15 protein-coding genes are annotated in these 17,434 nt (G+C 64.4%); 2 read left to right on the top strand and 13 right to left on the bottom strand.

The annotated features are described in order from the left end of the window. Window positions 1-17: 17 nt before the first annotated feature. Window positions 18-1,160, bottom strand: coding sequence for a metallophosphoesterase (locus ONR57_RS14385; RefSeq protein ID WP_265124321.1), 1,143 nt, complete (start codon window positions 1,158-1,160; stop codon window positions 18-20). An 81-nt stretch (window positions 1,161-1,241) separates the two neighbouring features. Further along, a complete protein-coding gene (locus ONR57_RS14380) occupies window positions 1,242-3,416 on the bottom strand; it encodes a malate synthase G (protein WP_265124200.1) in 2,175 nt (724 codons plus the stop codon). Between the two features lie 331 nt (window positions 3,417-3,747). Here ONR57_RS14380 and ONR57_RS14375 point away from each other — a divergent pair, with 331 nt between their 5' ends. Then, window positions 3,748-4,179 carry a VOC family protein gene (locus ONR57_RS14375; protein ID WP_265124199.1) on the top strand — a complete coding sequence of 144 codons (432 nt, stop codon included), beginning with the start codon at window positions 3,748-3,750 and terminating at the stop codon, window positions 4,177-4,179. Window positions 4,180-4,183: 4 nt separating this feature from the next. Here ONR57_RS14375 and ONR57_RS14370 read toward each other — a convergent pair whose 3' ends face one another. From ONR57_RS14370 to ONR57_RS14320, 11 genes are all read right to left on the bottom strand, one after another. Continuing rightward, window positions 4,184-5,050: a 3-methyladenine DNA glycosylase gene (locus ONR57_RS14370; protein ID WP_374116450.1), complete on the bottom strand. Its 867-nt coding sequence runs from the start codon at window positions 5,048-5,050 to the stop codon at window positions 4,184-4,186. Between the two features lie 22 nt (window positions 5,051-5,072). Next, a complete protein-coding gene (locus ONR57_RS14365; RefSeq protein ID WP_265124198.1) occupies window positions 5,073-6,137 on the bottom strand; it encodes a hemolysin family protein in 1,065 nt (354 codons plus the stop codon). Further along, window positions 6,127-7,521, bottom strand: coding sequence for a hemolysin family protein (locus tag ONR57_RS14360; RefSeq protein ID WP_265124197.1), 1,395 nt, complete (start codon window positions 7,519-7,521; stop codon window positions 6,127-6,129). The genes ONR57_RS14365 and ONR57_RS14360 overlap by 11 nt, the downstream gene beginning before the upstream one ends. Before the next feature lie 311 nt (window positions 7,522-7,832). Further along, window positions 7,833-8,279, bottom strand: coding sequence for a hypothetical protein (locus tag ONR57_RS14355; RefSeq protein ID WP_265124196.1), 447 nt, complete (start codon window positions 8,277-8,279; stop codon window positions 7,833-7,835). An 80-nt stretch (window positions 8,280-8,359) separates the two neighbouring features. Next, window positions 8,360-9,808: a GuaB1 family IMP dehydrogenase-related protein gene (locus ONR57_RS14350; protein ID WP_265124195.1), complete on the bottom strand. Its 1,449-nt coding sequence runs from the start codon at window positions 9,806-9,808 to the stop codon at window positions 8,360-8,362. Window positions 9,809-9,819: 11 nt separating this feature from the next. After that, the gene (gndA, locus tag ONR57_RS14345) at window positions 9,820-11,289 is read right to left on the bottom strand and encodes an NADP-dependent phosphogluconate dehydrogenase (RefSeq protein ID WP_265124194.1); all 1,470 of its coding nucleotides are present in this window, start codon (window positions 11,287-11,289) and stop codon (window positions 9,820-9,822) included. 81 nt (window positions 11,290-11,370) lie between these two features. Continuing rightward, complete coding sequence (locus ONR57_RS14340; protein ID WP_265124193.1) at window positions 11,371-12,330, bottom strand: M56 family metallopeptidase; 960 nt, start codon at window positions 12,328-12,330, stop codon at window positions 11,371-11,373. 98 nt (window positions 12,331-12,428) lie between these two features. Continuing rightward, complete coding sequence (locus ONR57_RS14335; protein WP_279347818.1) at window positions 12,429-12,833, bottom strand: BlaI/MecI/CopY family transcriptional regulator; 405 nt, start codon at window positions 12,831-12,833, stop codon at window positions 12,429-12,431. 61 nt (window positions 12,834-12,894) lie between these two features. Further along, the gene (locus ONR57_RS14330; protein WP_265124192.1) at window positions 12,895-13,764 is read right to left on the bottom strand and encodes an ABC transporter ATP-binding protein; all 870 of its coding nucleotides are present in this window, start codon (window positions 13,762-13,764) and stop codon (window positions 12,895-12,897) included. Further along, window positions 13,761-14,753 carry an iron chelate uptake ABC transporter family permease subunit gene (locus ONR57_RS14325; protein WP_265124318.1) on the bottom strand — a complete coding sequence of 331 codons (993 nt, stop codon included), beginning with the start codon at window positions 14,751-14,753 and terminating at the stop codon, window positions 13,761-13,763. The genes ONR57_RS14330 and ONR57_RS14325 overlap by 4 nt, the downstream gene beginning before the upstream one ends. A 107-nt stretch (window positions 14,754-14,860) precedes the next feature. Beyond that, window positions 14,861-16,387 (bottom strand): iron chelate uptake ABC transporter family permease subunit, encoded by a 1,527-nt coding sequence (locus ONR57_RS14320; RefSeq protein WP_265124317.1) that lies wholly within the window; start codon window positions 16,385-16,387, stop codon window positions 14,861-14,863. A gap of 235 nt (window positions 16,388-16,622) precedes the next feature. Here ONR57_RS14320 and ONR57_RS14315 point away from each other — a divergent pair, with 235 nt between their 5' ends. Next, complete coding sequence (locus ONR57_RS14315) at window positions 16,623-17,429, top strand: hypothetical protein (RefSeq protein WP_265124191.1); 807 nt, start codon at window positions 16,623-16,625, stop codon at window positions 17,427-17,429. Window positions 17,430-17,434 lie beyond the last annotated feature (5 nt).

Raw genomic sequence — 17,434 nt, 5'->3', positions numbered from 1 at the left:
CCCCTTATGCTCGCTGCTTAGCGTGAGCGCAGCTCGAGAATAGGCACCTCCGGCGGCGCGCCGACACGCACAGGTGGCCCCCACGCACCGACACCACTCGTCGTGTACAGCGTGGTGGGTCCGACCTGGTCAAGGCCGACCAGCGCCGTGTCATGCACCAGTTTCACCGCGAAATGGAACGGCCACATCTGGCCACCGTGCGTGTGACCCGAAATCTGCAGGTCGACGCCGTTGGCGGCGGCTTCGCTGCTGTGTAGCGGCTGGTGCGCAACGAGCATGACGGCGTTCTCCGGGTTCCGGCCTTCAAGTGCAGCGGCCATATCGGCGGGGTCCGGCTCGGGCGCATCGTAATCATGCACACCGGCGACATCGAGCGCTGCGCCGTCACGAAACACGGTCTGGTGCTCGTTGCGCAGCACAGTGAGCCCCAGCGTTTCCCAGTAGTCCAGCCAGGCGTTCACGTCGTCCGCGTAGTACTCGTGGTTACCGCTGACTGCGTAAACACCAAGTGGGGCGTCGAGCGCGCTGAGGGGCTCGATATCGGCACCGACTTTCGCGACGGTGCCGTCGATCAGGTCACCGGGCAGCACGATCATGTCAGGCTCTTGGGCGGTAACGAGGTCGACGACTTTCTGCGTGAAGCTGGCGCCGAGCGCGGGCCCGACGTGCAGGTCAGCAATCACGGCCACACGTGTCCCGTCGAATTCCGCAGGCAGTCCGGGCAGTTCCACCACGGTGTGTGTGGCACGGGGGTGCTGTGCGACGATAGCCCCGTAAATGGAAGCTCCGACCGCGACGGTCGCGGTCAGGATACTGGTTGCGCGAACGAAAACTCGGCGCCTACGGTCGCCAGGGCGCGCCGCGGCAAAGCGCAGGAGTCGCCCGGCCAGCAGGAGCAGCGCAATAAGGACGGCACCGAGCCACAGATAGAACACAACGGAGAGCCACACCATTCCGACATAGCCCGGTGGCCGCGCCCATGACGTCGCGAAATACGTTCCGCTGCCGAACCCAATAACCGCGAGGAGCCAGCCAGCACTGAGCACGGCGGCAACGGCTATGCGTCCGCCGCGCGGTAGTTCCGCCGCTCGCGCGAACCGCCGGTACAGCCAATAGTGCACGGCGCCCAGGAACGCGCCCACCACGAGGAGAAAGATCAGCACGCTCGCACCCACACTCCCGCAATACACAAGGGTGGGTGCGCATGCGCACCCACCCTTGTCGTCTCGATTGTTTCCGGCTTACTTGTTCGCGGCTTTGAACTCGCGGCGGCGGCGGTGCAGGATCGGCTCGGTGTAGCCGCTGGGCTGCTTGCCACCCTCGATGATCAGTTCGGCAGCTGCTTCGAAGGCGATGTTGCCGTCGAAGTTCGGTGCCATCGGCTTGTACGTGGGGTCGCCGGCGTTCTGCCGGTCCACGACCTCCGCCATGCGCTTGAGGCTATCCATCACCTGATCTTTGTTGATGATGCCGTGGCACAGCCAGTTCGCCAGGGTTTGGCTGGAGATCCGGAGTGTGGCGCGGTCCTCCATAAGTGCGACATCGTTGATGTCAGGCACCTTCGAGCATCCAACGCCATGGTCGATCCAGCGCACAACGTAGCCGAGGATCGACTGGCAGTTGTTGTCGACCTCCCGCTGGACGGTCTGCGGGTCCCACTCGGCGGCATCGGCCGCGAGGGGGATGGTGAGCAGATCCTCGATGTTGGCTGGGGTCCGGCTTTTCAGTTCTTCCTGGACGGAGAACACGTCAACCTGGTGGTAATGCATCGCGTGCAGCGTGGCAGCGGTGGGCGAGGGCACCCAGGCCGTGCTCGCACCTGATTTCGGCTGCCCGATCTTCTGTTCCACCATCGCGGCCATGAGGTCGGTCATCGCCCACATGCCCTTACCGATTTGCGCGTGACCGGGCAGCCCAGTGGCCAGACCGGCGTCGACGTTGGCGTCCTCGTAGGTGTTGAACCAGCGCTGTGCCTTCTGCTCCGCCTTCGGCACGAACGGACCGGCCTCCATTGACGTGTGGATCTCGTCGCCGGTCCGGTCGAGGAACCCGGTGTTGATGAAGACCACGCGTTCCTTCGCCACCTCGATGCACGCTTTGAGGTTGACCGAAGTACGGCGCTCTTCATCCATGATGCCGACCTTCAGCGTGTTCTCGGGCAAATCGAGGATTTGCTCGACACGGCGGAACAGTTCGACGGTGAAGCCGACTTCTTCGGGGCCATGCATCTTCGGCTTCACGATGTAAAGCGAACCCGTGCGGCTGTTCTTCAACGGGTAGTCGCCACGCAGGCTGTGCAGACCGATCAGCGACGTGATCAGCCCGTCGAGGATACCTTCGGGAATCTCGTTGCCGTCGGCGTCGAGGATCGCATCTGACGTCATCAGATGACCAACGTTGCGGACGAACAGCAGTGACCGGCCGGGCAGGGCCAGAGTGCGGCCGTCCGGTGTGGTGTATTCCCGGTCCGGGTTCATCGTGCGAGTGAAGGTCTTACCGCCCTTACTGACTTCCTCAGAGAGGTCGCCCTTCATGAGGCCGAGCCAGTTCGTGTAGCCGAGCACCTTGTCGTCGGCGTCGACGGCCGCAACCGAGTCTTCGAAGTCCATGATCGTGGTGATCGCGGACTCGAGCACGACATCTTTGACACCCGCCGGGTCGGTCTGGCCAACCGGGCTTTCCGGGTCGATCTGAATCTCCGCGTGCAGGCCATTGTGCTTGATGAGCAGCGCCGACGGCGAATTGATGTCACCGGTGTAGCCAGCGAGTGTGGCGCCGCTGGCAAGGCTGGTTGTCGACCCGTCAGCGAGGGTTACCTGCAGATGCCCGTTGGTGATCGCGTATTTGGTGCTGTCGGCGTGGGAGCCCTGGGCGAGCGGTGCGGCATCGTCGAGGACCTTGCGCGCGTAGGCGATCACCTTGTCGCCACGGACCTTGTTGTAGCTGCTGCCCTTCTCGGCACCGCCGTCCTCTGGGATGACGTCGGTGCCATAAAGCGCGTCGTACAGCGAGCCCCAGCGAGCGTTAGCCGCGTTGATCGCGAACCGGGCGTTGAGGATCGGGACGACGAGCTGCGGCCCTGCGGTTTCCGCGATCTCAGCATCCACACCTGCGGTGGTGACGGAGAAGTCAGCGGGTTCAGGCTCCAGGTAACCGATCTCGGTGAGGAAAGACTTGTACTCGCCTGCGCTGAAAGAACCGCGGTTCTCGCCATGCCACGCATCGATCTTGCTCTGGAGTTCGTCCCGCTTCGCCAGCAGTTCTTTGTTCTTGGGAGCGAGGTCAGTGATTACGGACTCGGCGCCGGCCCAGAACGCGTCGGCGTCAACACCGGTACCAGGGATTGCCTCGTTAACCACGAAGTCGTACAGAACCTTGGCAACCTGCAGGCTGCCAACGGTCACGCGCTCAGTCATTCATCGCCTCACTTCTATGAATTTCGTTCCACACACCCGCCCGCATCGGCGGTATCACGAGCGTGCAAGGCTGCCCGAAGCTCCACCAAGGGTACCCGGCGGCATCACCGGCCAACCTGTGAGCCTTCTCGGGCATGTCTGGGCTGTCGGTGTCAGGTAGCTTCTGGACTGGATTGTCGAGCTGTTTTCTACTCAGCAGTAATGCCCCCGCACATATTCCGCGCGGCTATCTGGGTCTTAAAAGGTACGGGAGGGTATCCGAACTTGTCTCTGATCATAAAGGTGTGCGTGACGGCTGTGCGCGCCCGCCGGTGCGTGCGAGTGTGAAGTCATGGAAATGCGCGTCAGCTTTGTCACTCTCGCTGTTCGGAACCTAGCCGCGTCCCGGCGGTTTTACGTCGACGGCCTGGGCTGGGAACCCGCCATGGAGGTGCCCGGTGAGGTTCTGATGTTCCAGGTCGGCGCGCATGTCGTGCTGTCACTGTGGGATAAGCGTCAATTCGAGGCGGAAGTGGGGCCTATTGTCCATGGCGAGGGAGTGGCCCCGTTCACGCTTGCCCACAACGTAGCCACTCGGCCCGAAGTCGATGCGGTGCTCGCAACGGCCCGGCGCGCCGGAGCGGATCCCGTCCACGACGGTCAGGAACGTGCGTGGGGCGGGTACACCGGCTACTTCGCCGACCCTGACGGCTTTCGCTGGGAAATTGCCTGGAATCCGGGCCCGATCGGACAGGTCGTACTTCCTCCTCCGGCTACCGGCTGACGCATCACGCCAGGTCAGCGAGAACCTCCCGGCAGCGTTGCAGCAGACGCGCACGGAGTGGCCCGGCCGCCAGGCGCAGTTCTTGCTGGCCCCGGACGTACTCCGCACGGCCGGCGGGTGTTTCGATCCGCACCGGCGGGTAGCCGAACTCGCTGAGGTCGTAGGGGCTCGCGCGCATGTCCAGTTCGCGGGCACGAATTGCAAGCTCAAAGCAATCCAAGAGCAGCTCTGAGTCCGTGAGCGGCAGCAGCTTGTAGCACCACTTGTAGAGATCCATTGACGCGTGGACACAGCCTGGCTGTTCCCGGTCGAGTTGGTCGGCACGCGTTAACTGCAGCGTGTTTCGCGGCGCAGCCGGTGTGGTGAAGAACCGGAACGCGTCGTAATGCGTGCACCGCAGCTGCAATGATTCCACCACCTCATCCGTGCCGCGATGCCCGAGGCGCAGCGGCACCCCAGCGTGACGCACATCCACCGGGTCGCTGCCGTAGACCATCGCCCACTCATGCAGGCCGAAACAGCCCAGCTGTGGCGGTTTCGCTTCGGTGTTTTCCAGCAGGCTGGCGACGAAGGTGAGCGATTCAGCACGGCGCGCTGCGTAGCTCTGCGACGCGGTGCTCAGGTCGCCTTCGGCGCGGTAGCCCCGCAGCCGCGCGTATTCCGGGGCGTTGTGCAGAAGCACGCCGTAACCGGGATGCCAGCGGCGCAGTTGCGCGGGCCGCAGGCTGTAGTAGGTAAAAAGGAAATCCAGCACTGGATGGCGTTCACCTCGTGCCTGCCGCCGCAGGTGCGGGCTGAGATGAGCGTCCGCGCGGGCGTGATGGGCTGCTGCGCGCGCCTGCCATTCTGACTCGCTCAGCACGTGCGGCAGCGCTCTCCTCACCCCGAAATCCCTATCGCCTGCGGTGCGTGCTGTCCCGGACACGTCCGATGAACTCCTCGACAAGATCCTCGAGCGCCACGATACCTACCGTGCGGCCCGTCGACGACACCACTTTGCCCAGATGGCTCGACTCCAGCCGCAGCGCGGCGAGCGCCTCGTCGAGTGGGGTGCTGCCAGCTATCGCCGGCAGCGGGCGTATCAGGTCCGCGGGGAGCACGGTGGCCGGGCCCGCGGCGTCGTCGATCACCGCGTCAAGTGCGTCTTTGAGATGCAGGTAACCGACGTACTCGCCGCTGACGTCCGCGACCGGGTAACGGGAGAAACCTGTCTCTGCGACAGCGTTCTCGATGGCCGACAACGTCGGGCCGCCCGCCGCGAGAGGGAGACTGCGTACCCGGGTCACGGGGATCAGGACGTCCGCGACGGTGCGTCCGGCGGTACGCAGCGTCCGGACCAGACGGCGGTGCTCGTCTTCATCGATCAGGCCCTCGGAGCGCGATTCTCGCAGCATGTCCGCGAGTTCACGGACTGAGACCGCTGAGTCGAGTTCGTCTCGCGGCTGGACGCGGAACAGACGCAGCGTGAGGTTCGCGAGAAAGTTATACAGGGAAATCAGCGGGCTCATCAGACGGGTCACGAAAACGTGCGCGGGGACGAGTAGCATCGCGGTGCGCTCCGGACCGGCAATCGCGATGTTCTTCGGGACCATTTCGCCAACCAGGATGTGCAGCACCACGACGATCGCAAGTGCGATCGTGAACGCGATCGGGTGCAACAGGGCCGACGGAATTCCGATTGCTTCCAGCGGTACCTCGATGAGGTGCGCGATCGCGGGCTCTGCGACGCGTCCGAGCAGGATCGAACAGATCGTGATACCGAGCTGCGCTCCAGCGAGCATGCGTGACAGTTGCTCACCGGCGTGAATCACGCTGCGAGCGCGTTTGTGTCCCTGCTCCTCGAGCGCTTCGAGGCGGTCCCGTCGCGCGGAGATCAGTGCGAACTCGGCACCGACGAAGAAGCCGTTGCCTAGCAAGAGCACGATCATAAGACCGATGGCAAGCAGGTCACCCGTCATGGCTCACCTCCTCGCTCGCGGCCTTCTGTGTCTCGTGCGCCGCGATCGGTGCGATAGTTACACGGTCGATCCGGCGGCCGTCCATGCGGAGAACCGCGGCCTCCCACAACTCTGGTGTGTCTTCGAAACCGTCGCCGGTGCGCCGGGCATTCGAGGGGGGCAGGATTACGCGTTCCCCCTCGACGGGCAGCCGTCCGAGGGCGCTGAGTACGAGACCGCCCAGTGTCTCGTATTCGCCCTCGGGGGCGACGTAGCCGGTGGCGGCGTCAACCTCATCGACGCGAAGCAATCCGGAGAGCTCCCAGCCCGCGCTGGTCTCCGCGACTTCGGCTTCGGTGTCGTCATGTTCGTCGCGCACGTCACCGAAGATTTCTTCGATGAGATCTTCCATTGTGACCACGCCTGCAGTGCCTCCGTACTCGTCGACCACGAGAGCGATCTGCAATCCGTGCGAGCGGATTCGGTCGAGTACCGCGTCTCCGTCAAGCGACGACGGCACGACGGGCACCTGCTGCAGCAGCTGCGTGACAGGAGTGGTTGTGCGGTCGGCGGGCGCGATGATGAAGGCATCTTTCACGTGGACCACACCGAGCGTGTCATCGAGATCACCGCCAGTGACGGGGAAGCGTGAATGTCCGGTGCGGTGCGCCGCAGCCAGCAGGCTTGCAGCGGTGTCACTTTCCGCGAGCGACTCAATCTTCACACGGGGTGTCATGAGGTCTTCCGCGGTGAGTTCACCGAACTTCAGGGACCGGTCGACAAGAGTCGCGGTAGCTTCATCGAGCGAACCGTGCACTGCGGAGTTGCGCACGAGAGCGATGAGTTCCTCCGGTGACCGCGCGGAGCGCAATTCATCGGCAGGTTCGATGCCCAGCCTCCGGACCATTTTATTTGCAGCACCATTGAGGCCGGTGATAGCTGGTTTGAACAGAAAAGAGAACCCTGCCTGGAAGCCTGCTGCAGCGCGTGCGGTGGGGAGTGGGCGAGCGATAGCGAGGTTCTTCGGGACTAGTTCGCCGTACACCATGGACAACGAGGTTGCGAGGATAAGCGCGACGGCGAGTGAGAGCCCACCCGCGCTGGCATCGGGCACTCCAATGGCATCGAAGAGAGGCAGCAGGAATCGGGCGAGCACCGGCTCGGCGAGGTATCCGGTTATGAGGGTGGTGAGTGTGATGCCGAGTTGTGCGCCGGAGAGCTGGAACGACAGCGTCCGGTGCGCATGCTGCACCTGACGGGCCCGAAGATCTCCATCGCGAGCGTGCGCGTCGACGACGGTTCGTTCGAGGGCAGTGAGGGAGAACTCGGCGGCGACGAACATCGCGGTTCCGGCGGTCAGCGCGATGAACCCCAGCAAGCTGAGGAGGGAAATGACGACGTCCATCAGGCGTCACCTGCAAGGCGTACGTCACGAGAGTGGGAGGTAAGGCCGGGTTTGGATCCCGGCCAGCTAGAGGATCCCGGAGCGGAATCGTCTGCTGAGCCATCTTCGCTGGCGGCGCCAATTTCGGCGCTGACGAGCGGCTGAGCGGGTGCCTCGGGCACCGTCTTCCTTTCTTTCGGACACGCCCGCACGCGATGCGGAGCGTGGATATGGGAAATCGAGTTGCAGAGCGACTACTCTACCGCCGAATGGGCGTGAATGGGGGATCCGCAGCACGGCGCTGAGAGCCAACGCACAGTCGGTGCGGGGAATTAGCGCGGCAGCGGGCACAGATGCCAGCGCGCGGCGTTCCAGATCGGGAAGACCTGCGCGGTGGTGGCCTCCGGGTGGTCCCGGCGTGTGTACTCGACAAGGTCGTCGACGGTGTTGCCGGAAGACTGCGTCAGCACGCAGGCACGCAGTGCGATTTTTCCGGTCTCGGTGAATCCGATGTCACGCGCGAACGAGCCCATACGCCGCTCGTCAACGATGAACTCATCGAGTTGATCACCCCAGCGGTTGAAGCCGTCTTGCGTTTCAAAGTCACAGGTTTCGCCGAAGAACTCCGCACATGTCTGCTGGCGGCCCTCAATTGCGTAGGTCCGGTTTTCCTGTGGGTGTTCCGTCGTTGCCGTCCGATCGATAAAAAAGAAGAAGAGAACAGCACCGATAACGACAGCGACTACCGCCGCGATGACACCCACGAGCAAACCCTTCATGACCCACACCTTAAACAGTCAATTAGGGTAATCGGACAGTTTTCGAGATCAATTCCGCCGGTGTGACCTTTTCCGCATTTTCACCATCCGCCGGGCCGCGGGCGTCCTTCCGCAAAGCCGGCCGGAGATTGCACACCAAGCACTGCGCGTTCCGTGAACTCCTCAAGCGTTCGCGCACCGGCATAGGTGCACGCGCTGCGCACCCCGGAGCAAATCTGGTCAATGAGGTCTTCCACACCCGGCCGCTCCGGATCAATGCGCATCCGGGACGAAGAAATGCCTTCTTCGAACAGTGCCTTTCGGGCACGGTCGTACGGTTCGTCCCCCGAGGTGCGCGCGGCGACCGCACGCTTGGACGCCATACCGAAGCTCTCCTTGTATGCCGTTCCAGATTCGTCGAATCTAAGGTCACCAGGCGACTCGTAGGTGCCAGCGAACCACGACCCGATCATCACATTAGACGCGCCCGCCGCCAGCGCCAGTGCGACGTCACGCGGATGCCGAACACCGCCGTCCGCCCACACGTGCGCATCGCGAGAGCGTGCTGCTGCCGCACATTCCACGACCGCTGACAACTGGGGACGCCCGACACCCGTCATCATCCGGGTGGTGCACATCGCGCCAGGACCGACTCCGACCTTGACGATGTCGGCGCCAGCGTCGATAAGGTCCAGCGTCCCCTCCGGGGTGACGACGTTGCCGGCCGCGATGGGCACCCTGAGATCCCGGCTGCGGACCGCGGCAACGGCTTCGATCATCCGCTCTTGATGCCCGTGGGCGGTATCGACGACGAGCAGATCAGCCCCCGCATCGGCGAGCGCGGCGGCTTTCGCGCCGACGTCACCGTTGATGCCCACGGCAGCCGCCACACGGAGCGCTCCGTTCGAGTCGAGATTCGGCTGGTAAAGCCCGGTGCGCAGCGCACCGAGTTTGGTCAAAACGCCCGCGAGTGTACCGTCGTCATGGGTGAGGACGGCGACCTTCTCGTGATGCGCCTCGAGAAGGTCGAATACCTTGCGCGGATCAGTATCCGCGCCGACGCACACGAAATCGGTCACCATCACGTCGTGCACGCGGGTGTACCGGTCGATGCCATCGCACGCCGCTGCGGTGAGCAAGCCGAGGGGGCGCTGCGCCTCCACGATGACCGCTGCTTCGTGAGCGCGCCGATTCATCAACGTCAGCCCCTCGTACACGGCGCGATCGGGTGTCAGTGTGACCGGCGTGTCGGCGATGAGGTGCCGGTTCTTGACGAACGCGATTGTTTCCGCTGCGGCGTCCTCCGGCAGATCCTGGGGCAGGACGACAAGTCCACCGCGCCGGGCGACGGTTTCCGCCATGCGGCGTCCTGCAACGGCTGTCATATTCGCGACGACGATCGGGATCGTCGCGCCCGACCCATCGCATGTACCGAGGTCAACGTCGAACCGTGACGGTACTGATGTGCGGCGCGGCACGAGAAAGACGTCGTCATAGGTGAGGTCGAACTGGGTGCCCTGCAGCGGGCCCGCCGATTCGAGGAAGCGCACGTGGTGTCCTCTCAGATGGTGATTTCGCTGCGGTCACCGCTCCACAAAGTATGGAAGTGGCCGGGTTTGTCGATCCGCTCGTACGTATGTGCACCGAAGTAGTCGCGCAAACCCTGGATGAGCGCTGCGGGCAACCGGTCCGCGCGCACACTGTCGTAGTAGGCCAGCGCGGAGCTGAAACCAGGAACCGGCACACCGAGTTGGGCGGCCACGGTGACGACTCGCCGCCAGCTAGCTGCCGCTGACTCGACGGCATCGCGGAAGTACGGGTCGAGCAATAGGCTCGGCAGCTCAGGATTCGCCGCGTACGCGTCGCGGATGCGGCCCAGGAACTGGGCGCGGATGATGCACCCGCCCCGCCAGATCGTCGCGAGATCGCCGAGCGTCAAGTCCCAGCCATACTCGCGGCTGCCCGCGGCAAGCTGATCGAAGCCCTGCGCATACGCCACGACCTTGGATGCGTAGAGCGCGGCATGGATATCATCGACGAACGTTTCGATAGTGAGGCCTGGGAACACCTCGGCGACCGTCGCGGCGAGTGGGGAACCCGCAAGCTCTTTCGCCGCGGTCCGCAATTCACGCGCGCCAGAGACCGCGCGCGCGAACACGGCTTCGGCGATACCCGTGACGGGAATACCCAGATCGAGCGCGGACTTCACTGTCCAGCGGCCGGTGCCCTTCTGGCCGGCAGCGTCAACGACAACGTCGACGAGTGGCTGGCCCGTCGCCGCGTCGGTGTGCGCGAGCACGTCCGCCGTGATCTCGATGAGATAGCTTTCGAGCACGCCCTTGTTCCATTCGGCGAACACGGCGGCGGAGTCCTTCGCGGAGAGACCTGCGGCACCGGACATCAGCTGATACGCCTCACCGATAAGCTGCATGTCGGCGTACTCGATGCCGTTGTGCACCATCTTCACGTAGTGCCCGGCACCGTCAGGTCCGATGTAGGTGCAGCAGGGGGTGTCGTCGACAATAGCGGCGATCGACTCGAGCAATGGACCTACAGATTCATAGGACTCCCGCGAGCCGCCCGGCATGATGGAAGGGCCGTTGAGCGCGCCCTCTTCACCACCCGAGATTCCGGCGCCCACGAAGTGTATGCCGCGTTCGCGGAGCGTCTTTTCCCGGCGCTGCGTATCGGTGTAGAGGGCATTGCCGCCGTCGATGATGATGTCACCCGGCTCCATTGCCGCCGCGAGCTGATCGATGACCGCATCGGTCGCTGCACCTGCTTGCACCATGATGAGCGCACGGCGGGGCCGTTTGAGGGCAGCCACGAAGTCTTCGATGCTGCGCGCTCCGATAAACGTGCCTTCGCTGCCGTGCTTGTCGAGAAGCTCGTCGAGGCGCCCGGCACTGCGATTGTGCAGCGCCACAGTGTGCCCGTGCCTGGCGAGATTCCGCGCGATATTGGCACCCATCACAGCGAGGCCGGTCACACCGATATCCGCGAGCGGACGGGAGGAAGCAGGTGAGGTCATTTGGGTTCCTAGACGGTAAACGTGTGTTGTTTATGTCACGATGACACGTCCAGAGTATCGGCTAAAGATCAGCCGGAAACGCTAGCGGTGTGTGAACCCGAAAAGTCGGGATAGCTCGACCAGCCACGGCACCGCGACCGCTATCGTGGGTCCGACGAGGATCAGAATGGCTGTGGTGTAAGCCGCGGCCGAGACGCGTGCGTCGTAGGTGCCGTCGGCGAGCCGCCGGATACGTACTAGCGTCGAGGGGCCGCCGGCCGCCATCGCTCCCTCAGGAGTCTTGCTTGCTGCGCAGGTGACGAGTGCCTGAGCGAGCGGGCGCGGGCCAGTAGAGCGGAGTGCGGCATCGTCGGCGAGCAGTTCGATGAGCAGGCGGACGGAACCGAGGGCGGACTTACTGCGAACGAATCGGGGAAACGCCTCATGAACCGCGGTGAAGGCCTCGAGTACGAGATCGTGCCGGGCACGCAGATGGGCACGCTCGTGCGCGAGGATCGCGCTGAGTTCGGCGGGGGCGAGCTGGTCGAGGGTGCCTGCACTCACGACCACCCGCTGCCGCAGGCCAGGCAGGCAGTACGCCATGGGTTCGTCGTGCTGAAGGACGCGCAAATCCGCAGTGCTGTACTCGGCGAGCCGCGGATCCCGCTGATCAAGCAGATCGACCAGCATTCGGTGATGCGAGCGGCGGCGCCGGGTCCGGATCGCGACGCGTGCGGTGCTGTACATCAGGCGCGCGCCGATAAGCACGGTGATGGCGAACACACTGACGGAGAGCACCCACAGCGGCAGGCCGAGCGCTGCGATCTCGTCGGTAGGGGAGGTGGTTGGGCGGCCATCCGGGCCCGGAACGAGCAGCATGCTTGCGATGGCAAGGCCGCTGCTGAAGGCCGAGAGAACGGCAGCCAGTGCGATTGCCTGCCACAGGACGAGCGCGGCACGGGGCGCGCGCAGCGGCCATTTTGCACGGCTGAGCAGCGCTGGAACGGGTCCTGCGAGCAGCACGGCAAGCGCGCCGAATGCTGCGGCGGTCGTTCCACTCATACTGCTCCCTGATGCCCGGCACCGGCGGCGGTTATTCGTCCGCTTCTAGTGTGCCTGGTGATGGCGCGATTAATCGAGTCCCGTTACGCCAATCACCGTCAGCGTTCGCGCTTGCGGCTGTCACCAGAGGAGGTCTCCGGCAGGTCGAGAGCCGCAAGCGCGTCACGCAGCGCGGCGACTTCCGTAGGATCGACGCGTTCGATGAAGTGGACGAGTGCGGCGGCGCGCCCACCGGACTCTTCGGCTTGCTTGAGCGCATCCATCATGAGCTCGGCGACGAGTTCCTCGCGTGCGCTAACCGGGGTGTAGCGGTAGGCGCGCTCACCTCGCTCCTGTGCGACGAGCTTCTTTTTCGCGAGACGCTGCAGAACCGTCATCACCGTCGTGTACGCGAGCGTGCGATGCTCTGCGAGGGCCTCGTGCACCTGGCGCACGGTCTGCGGCTCAGCGGTGGACCACAAGTGATCCATCACCGCCCGCTCGAGTTCTCCAAGACCTGCCATTTTTACTATTTTACGGAGTCTTCGACGCAGATGCGTACTACGGGTAGTCGTAGCGAGGGACTCATCGGGTGATTTCAGTCACTCTGGCCAGTTCGCTGTGCACGTGCCGGGTTCCAATCGGGACGATCAGCGGGGCATCAGACGCTGGATCGTCGATGACGGTCGCACGCAAACCGAACGCGGTCGCAAGCAATTGCGCGGTGATGACATCACGCGGCCTGCCCTGCGCGATGATGCGCCCGTCCTTCATGACAACGAGGTGATCGCTGTACCGCACCGCCAGATTGAGGTCGTGCAAAACCATCACCACTGTGCGCCCCATCCCGTCGTGCAATTGGTCGATGAGGTCGAGAACGTCGATGGCATGGGAGAGGTCGAGGTACGTGGTGGGCTCGTCGAGCAGCAGAATGTCGGTGCCCTGCGCGAGTGCCATGGAGATCCACACGCGCTGACGCTGACCCCCGGAAAGTTCGTTGATAGGGCGGTCGGCGAGATCAGAGATGCCGGTGAGTTCGAGTGCGGCCGAGACCTCTTTTTCGTCATCAGAGGACCACTGACGCACCCAGGACTGGTGCGGGTGCCGGCCACGCGACACAAGGTCGGCCACGGTGAGCCCCTCTGGCGCGATGGGTGCTTGTGGGAGCATCCCGAGCACACGTGCCACTTCCTTGGTGCGCATCGACGTGATGAGTTTTCCGTCGAGCGTCACGGTGCCGGCCCGTGGTTTGAGAAGCCGCCCGAGCGCTCGCAGCAGGGTGGACTTGCCGCAGCCATTAGGTCCGATGATGGTGGTGATGCCCCCAGTCGGGATGTCGAGGCTGAGGTCTTCGATGACGATCCTGTCACCGTAGCTCAGCGTGACGTTGTCCGCGCGGAGCCGGCTTTTCGTGGCCGCACTGTCCCCGTGCGGTTGCGGTGCTGCGGCACTCATGCTGACACCTTTCGATTCGTGCGGACCAGGAGGTAAAGGAGGAACGGGCCACCGAGAGCGGCGGTGACGATCCCGGCGGGCAGTTCGACCGGAAGAACCGTGCGCGCGACGATGTCGGCAAGCAAAACCAGGGCTGCGCCGGTCAGCCCGGACGCGATGATGGGCGGACCGGCAGAGCGGACCAGTCGCAGCGCGATCTGAGGGGCCATGAGACCGACGAAGCCGATTGGGCCTGCGGCGGCGACACTCGCTGCGGTGAGGCCCACGGCACACAGCAGCAGCACAGCCTGGCTGGTCTGCAGCCGGACACCGAGCGCCTGCGCGGAATCCTCGCCAAGACGCAGCACTGCCAGATAGAACGCCGCGACGACTGCAATCGTCCCGACAATGAGCACTACCGTGAGCATGGGGTAGACGTTGCGCCAGTCTCGGCCATTGAGGGATCCGACCAGCCAGGCCTGCGCGCGCGCCACATCGTGGATGTCAGAAATGATCAGCATCCAATAGATCAGCGCCTGGCCGACGGCGGTGACCGCGATACCGATGAGAATGAGGCGGAAGCCGTCGACTCCGCCTTTCCAGGACAACAGGAACAGCAGCACAGCGGTGATCAGTGCCCCCATAAGGGCAGCGGCGGACAGGCCGAACATGCCGAGGAACGCGGCAATGGAACCGCCCGTGAGAACAATGAGCGCGACCGCGAACACGCTCGCGCCGGTGCTGATGCCGAGGATGTCAGGACTTGCGAGCGGATTGCGGGTGAGGGACTGCGTAATCGCGCCCGCGACACCGAGCGCGATGCCGACGAGGATCCCAACTAGTGAGCGCGGCAGCCGCAAGTCGACGATGATGAAGCGCTCGGCGCTCGTACCTCCGCCTCCGAGAACCTCCACCACTTGACCGAGCGCGATGGGATAGTCGCCCCGGCCGATGTTGACACACATCAGCAGAAAGACGAGGACCGCGAGCGCCACAGTGATGGCTGTCATGCGCGGCCGCCAGACGAACGACAGCGGGCCCAGGCGCAGTCCGGGGCGTGAGGGCACGGTGGCCGGGGCGTCCGGAGCGTAATCGCTGATCAATGTGGGTGTTGTGGTCACAGGGTCACCAGCTTCCGCCGCCGCACCAGCGCGATAAAGAACGGGCCGCCAATGAGAGCGAGGACGATTCCGATCTGGAGTTCGCCCGGACGCACGACCACCCGTCCCACCACGTCGGCGGTGAGGAGCATGATGGCGCCGCACAGGCCAGAGAATGGAACAAGCCAGCGGTAATCGGGTCCGGTGATTGCCCGCGCTATGTGCGGGACGACGAGGCCGAGAAAGGCGATCATGCCGCACGCAGCTGTGGCGGCACCGGTGAGGAGGGTGATCGCGAGAATGCCGATGGTGCGGTTGAGTGCGATGTTCGTGCCGAGTGAGCGGGCGACATCCTCCCCAAGGCTGAGCAGGTTCAGCGCTGGCGTGCTCGCGAGGGCGAGCACGACGCCGAGTGCGAGGAACGGGAGCACCTGGATGAGCACATCGAAACCGCGGCCTGCGACAGAACCGACATTCCAGAACCGGTAGGCGTCGAGCGAGGCGCGGTCAAGCAGCACGATCGCGTTGGTCATGGCCATCAGGAAAGCGCCGACTGCGACACCCGCAAGCGGCAGCGTCAACGGGCTGGCACCGCCCCGGCCGATCGACGCGAAAGAGAAGACAGCGACACTCGCGACGAGAGCGCCGAGAAACGCGAACCAGATGAATTGCAGTGGTGACGACAACCCGAGCAGATACACCGACAGCACCACCGCGAATGCGGCGCCGGCGTTGACGCCGAGAAGGCCGGGGTCGGCCAGCGGGTTTCGGGTGTGGCCCTGGATGAGCGCACCAGCGACGCCGATGGCGATTCCGACTGCGATCGCGAGGAGCGTGCGCGGCACTCGCAGGGTGCGTACCACGATGTCGGTGTCGAGCCCGGAGGGTGTGACGAGCGCGTGATGAACCTCAGCCAGTGTGAGGGGCCGGGCGCCGATCGCGACGCTCGCGAGGGCCACGGCGACCAGAATGAGCACCAGCGTGAGCAGCCCCACTAGACGTGCGCGGCGGAGCGCCCGCACGCTGATGTCGCGCTCGCGGGCGATGAAACCGTCCGCGGTGGCCGTCGATTCGCGCACGACTTCCGTTTTCGTGCGAGCATCGGCCCACGTCGTACCGGCCGGGCGGGCAGCTGACGGCAGCAGCCCAGCAATTGAGACGAACGCTAGCGCTGAGTAGCTGCGCCGCCGAAGTGCGTGCCGTGACCCAATCGCCTGGCCGGTGTCTGTATCTCGCACGACGAGGCCGGTCCATTTTTTGCCGGCACTCTGACCGGTGCGGCCTTCCTTGTGGCCCACATTCCACACTGTGACGACGACCGTGATGACGAGGGCGAAGGCACCGAACACGGCACGATCGGCCTGTCCGCCGCCTGCATCATCACCGAGCGCGCTCACGATGAGTCCGCCGACGGCGAGCGGAGCCGCACACACCGCCAGGTCGAGGATGCCCGCGACGACACGTCGTGGCAGCGGCGCCGGGCCGGCCGGTATCTCCTTGTGCCCGCGGTGTTCGGGCGCGGCGAGTCTCGGGGGCCCAGCCAGGCCGTTTCCAGCGCGCTGGCTGCGTCGTACCTCGCGCAGGCGAGCCAGGGGACGGGTCGATGTCACGGGAAGTAAGGTTACGCGTGCCTAAGTTGTTTGGGAAACCCGGCCGACCTCTGGCCCTCGTGGGAGGTGTGTGAGATCACACGTGATTCACCCTATCCTTACACAGGAAGACGTAGTAAGTATAGGCTTACCTTGCTTCAAACTGTGGGGCGCAACTGGAGGGAGAATTGTGGTGCACGCGGAGGGATACGCCGGGGACCCTGAACGTCTTGAGGCCCCCGGGGCGGCGCCTGAAGCGCTGCGTGTGCCACTGCTGTCTAGTTGTGAGCGATTGCGGGCGCTCGATCCTGACTATCCGCGCATCTATGCGGTCGCATGGATGGCCAGGGAGCCCCGTCGCCGGTGGTGGCCACTCGCGGCTGTCCTTTCGGAGGAGCGGCTCGAACAGATGCATCACCGGATGACTGGCGAGTTGGGGTCGGGAGATCTCGCAGCTGCGCAGGTAGTGATAATGGTCGTTCACGCGGTTGTGGGTCGGGTAGCAGCACTTATTGCGCTTGAGGGCCGCGCGTGGGATCCCGGCATGGACAACCTCTGGCTGCATTACGACTCCGATGGCGGCATCGATTGGGCTGGCGTGGTCGATCCCGCTCTCCGCGTGCTGCACGGGGACCCCGCGGCGAGGGCGCCAAGGACGGTCGTGCTGCCATGTGAGCAGGCTCTGATCGTGTGGACGGCGCACCGTTGCCAGCGCACACTGGAACCTGTCTTTGAGCGAATCGCGGACTTCACTGGCGTTTCGCCGGAGCGGATGTGGGCCATGGTCGGTGAGTCCGTGCTCGGTACTGCCGCTTACGTGCCGCAGCTTGCGGGTTGCGATGACACCGCGGCGTTGCGCAGAGGGCGGGGACTGCTCGATGCGTTCGCTCAGGCCGGGCTGCCCGTGCGTGGCCGCGCCTCACATATTCGGCTTCGGTGGCGGCAAGAGTGGCGCTCTCCGGTCGTAGCTCCTGCCATTATTCCCGCCTCGGCTTAAATGTG

This window comes from Hoyosella sp. YIM 151337, from assembly GCF_026041215.1.
Taxonomy (GTDB): Bacteria; Actinomycetota; Actinomycetes; order Mycobacteriales; family Mycobacteriaceae; genus Hoyosella.
Note: the sequence above shows the minus strand (reverse complement) of the source record. Positions and strands in the feature narration are given on the sequence as shown.

Coding starts and splice junctions, on each gene's coding strand:
- ONR57_RS14335 (WP_279347818.1), bottom strand. CDS start 12,833: ATGGCAGGTCTTGGAGAACTCGAGCGGGCGGTGATGGATCACTTGTGG.
- ONR57_RS14355 (WP_265124196.1), bottom strand. CDS start 8,279: ATGAAGGGTTTGCTCGTGGGTGTCATCGCGGCGGTAGTCGCTGTCGTT.
- ONR57_RS14325 (WP_265124318.1), bottom strand. CDS start 14,753: ATGACAGCCATCACTGTGGCGCTCGCGGTCCTCGTCTTTCTGCTGATG.
- ONR57_RS14380 (WP_265124200.1), bottom strand. CDS start 3,416: ATGACTGAGCGCGTGACCGTTGGCAGCCTGCAGGTTGCCAAGGTTCTG.
- ONR57_RS14365 (WP_265124198.1), bottom strand. CDS start 6,137: ATGACGGGTGACCTGCTTGCCATCGGTCTTATGATCGTGCTCTTGCTA.
- gndA (WP_265124194.1), bottom strand. CDS start 11,289: ATGACCTCACCTGCTTCCTCCCGTCCGCTCGCGGATATCGGTGTGACC.
- ONR57_RS14360 (WP_265124197.1), bottom strand. CDS start 7,521: ATGGACGTCGTCATTTCCCTCCTCAGCTTGCTGGGGTTCATCGCGCTG.
- ONR57_RS14340 (WP_265124193.1), bottom strand. CDS start 12,330: ATGAGTGGAACGACCGCCGCAGCATTCGGCGCGCTTGCCGTGCTGCTC.
- ONR57_RS14375 (WP_265124199.1), top strand. CDS start 3,748: ATGGAAATGCGCGTCAGCTTTGTCACTCTCGCTGTTCGGAACCTAGCC.
- ONR57_RS14330 (WP_265124192.1), bottom strand. CDS start 13,764: ATGAGTGCCGCAGCACCGCAACCGCACGGGGACAGTGCGGCCACGAAA.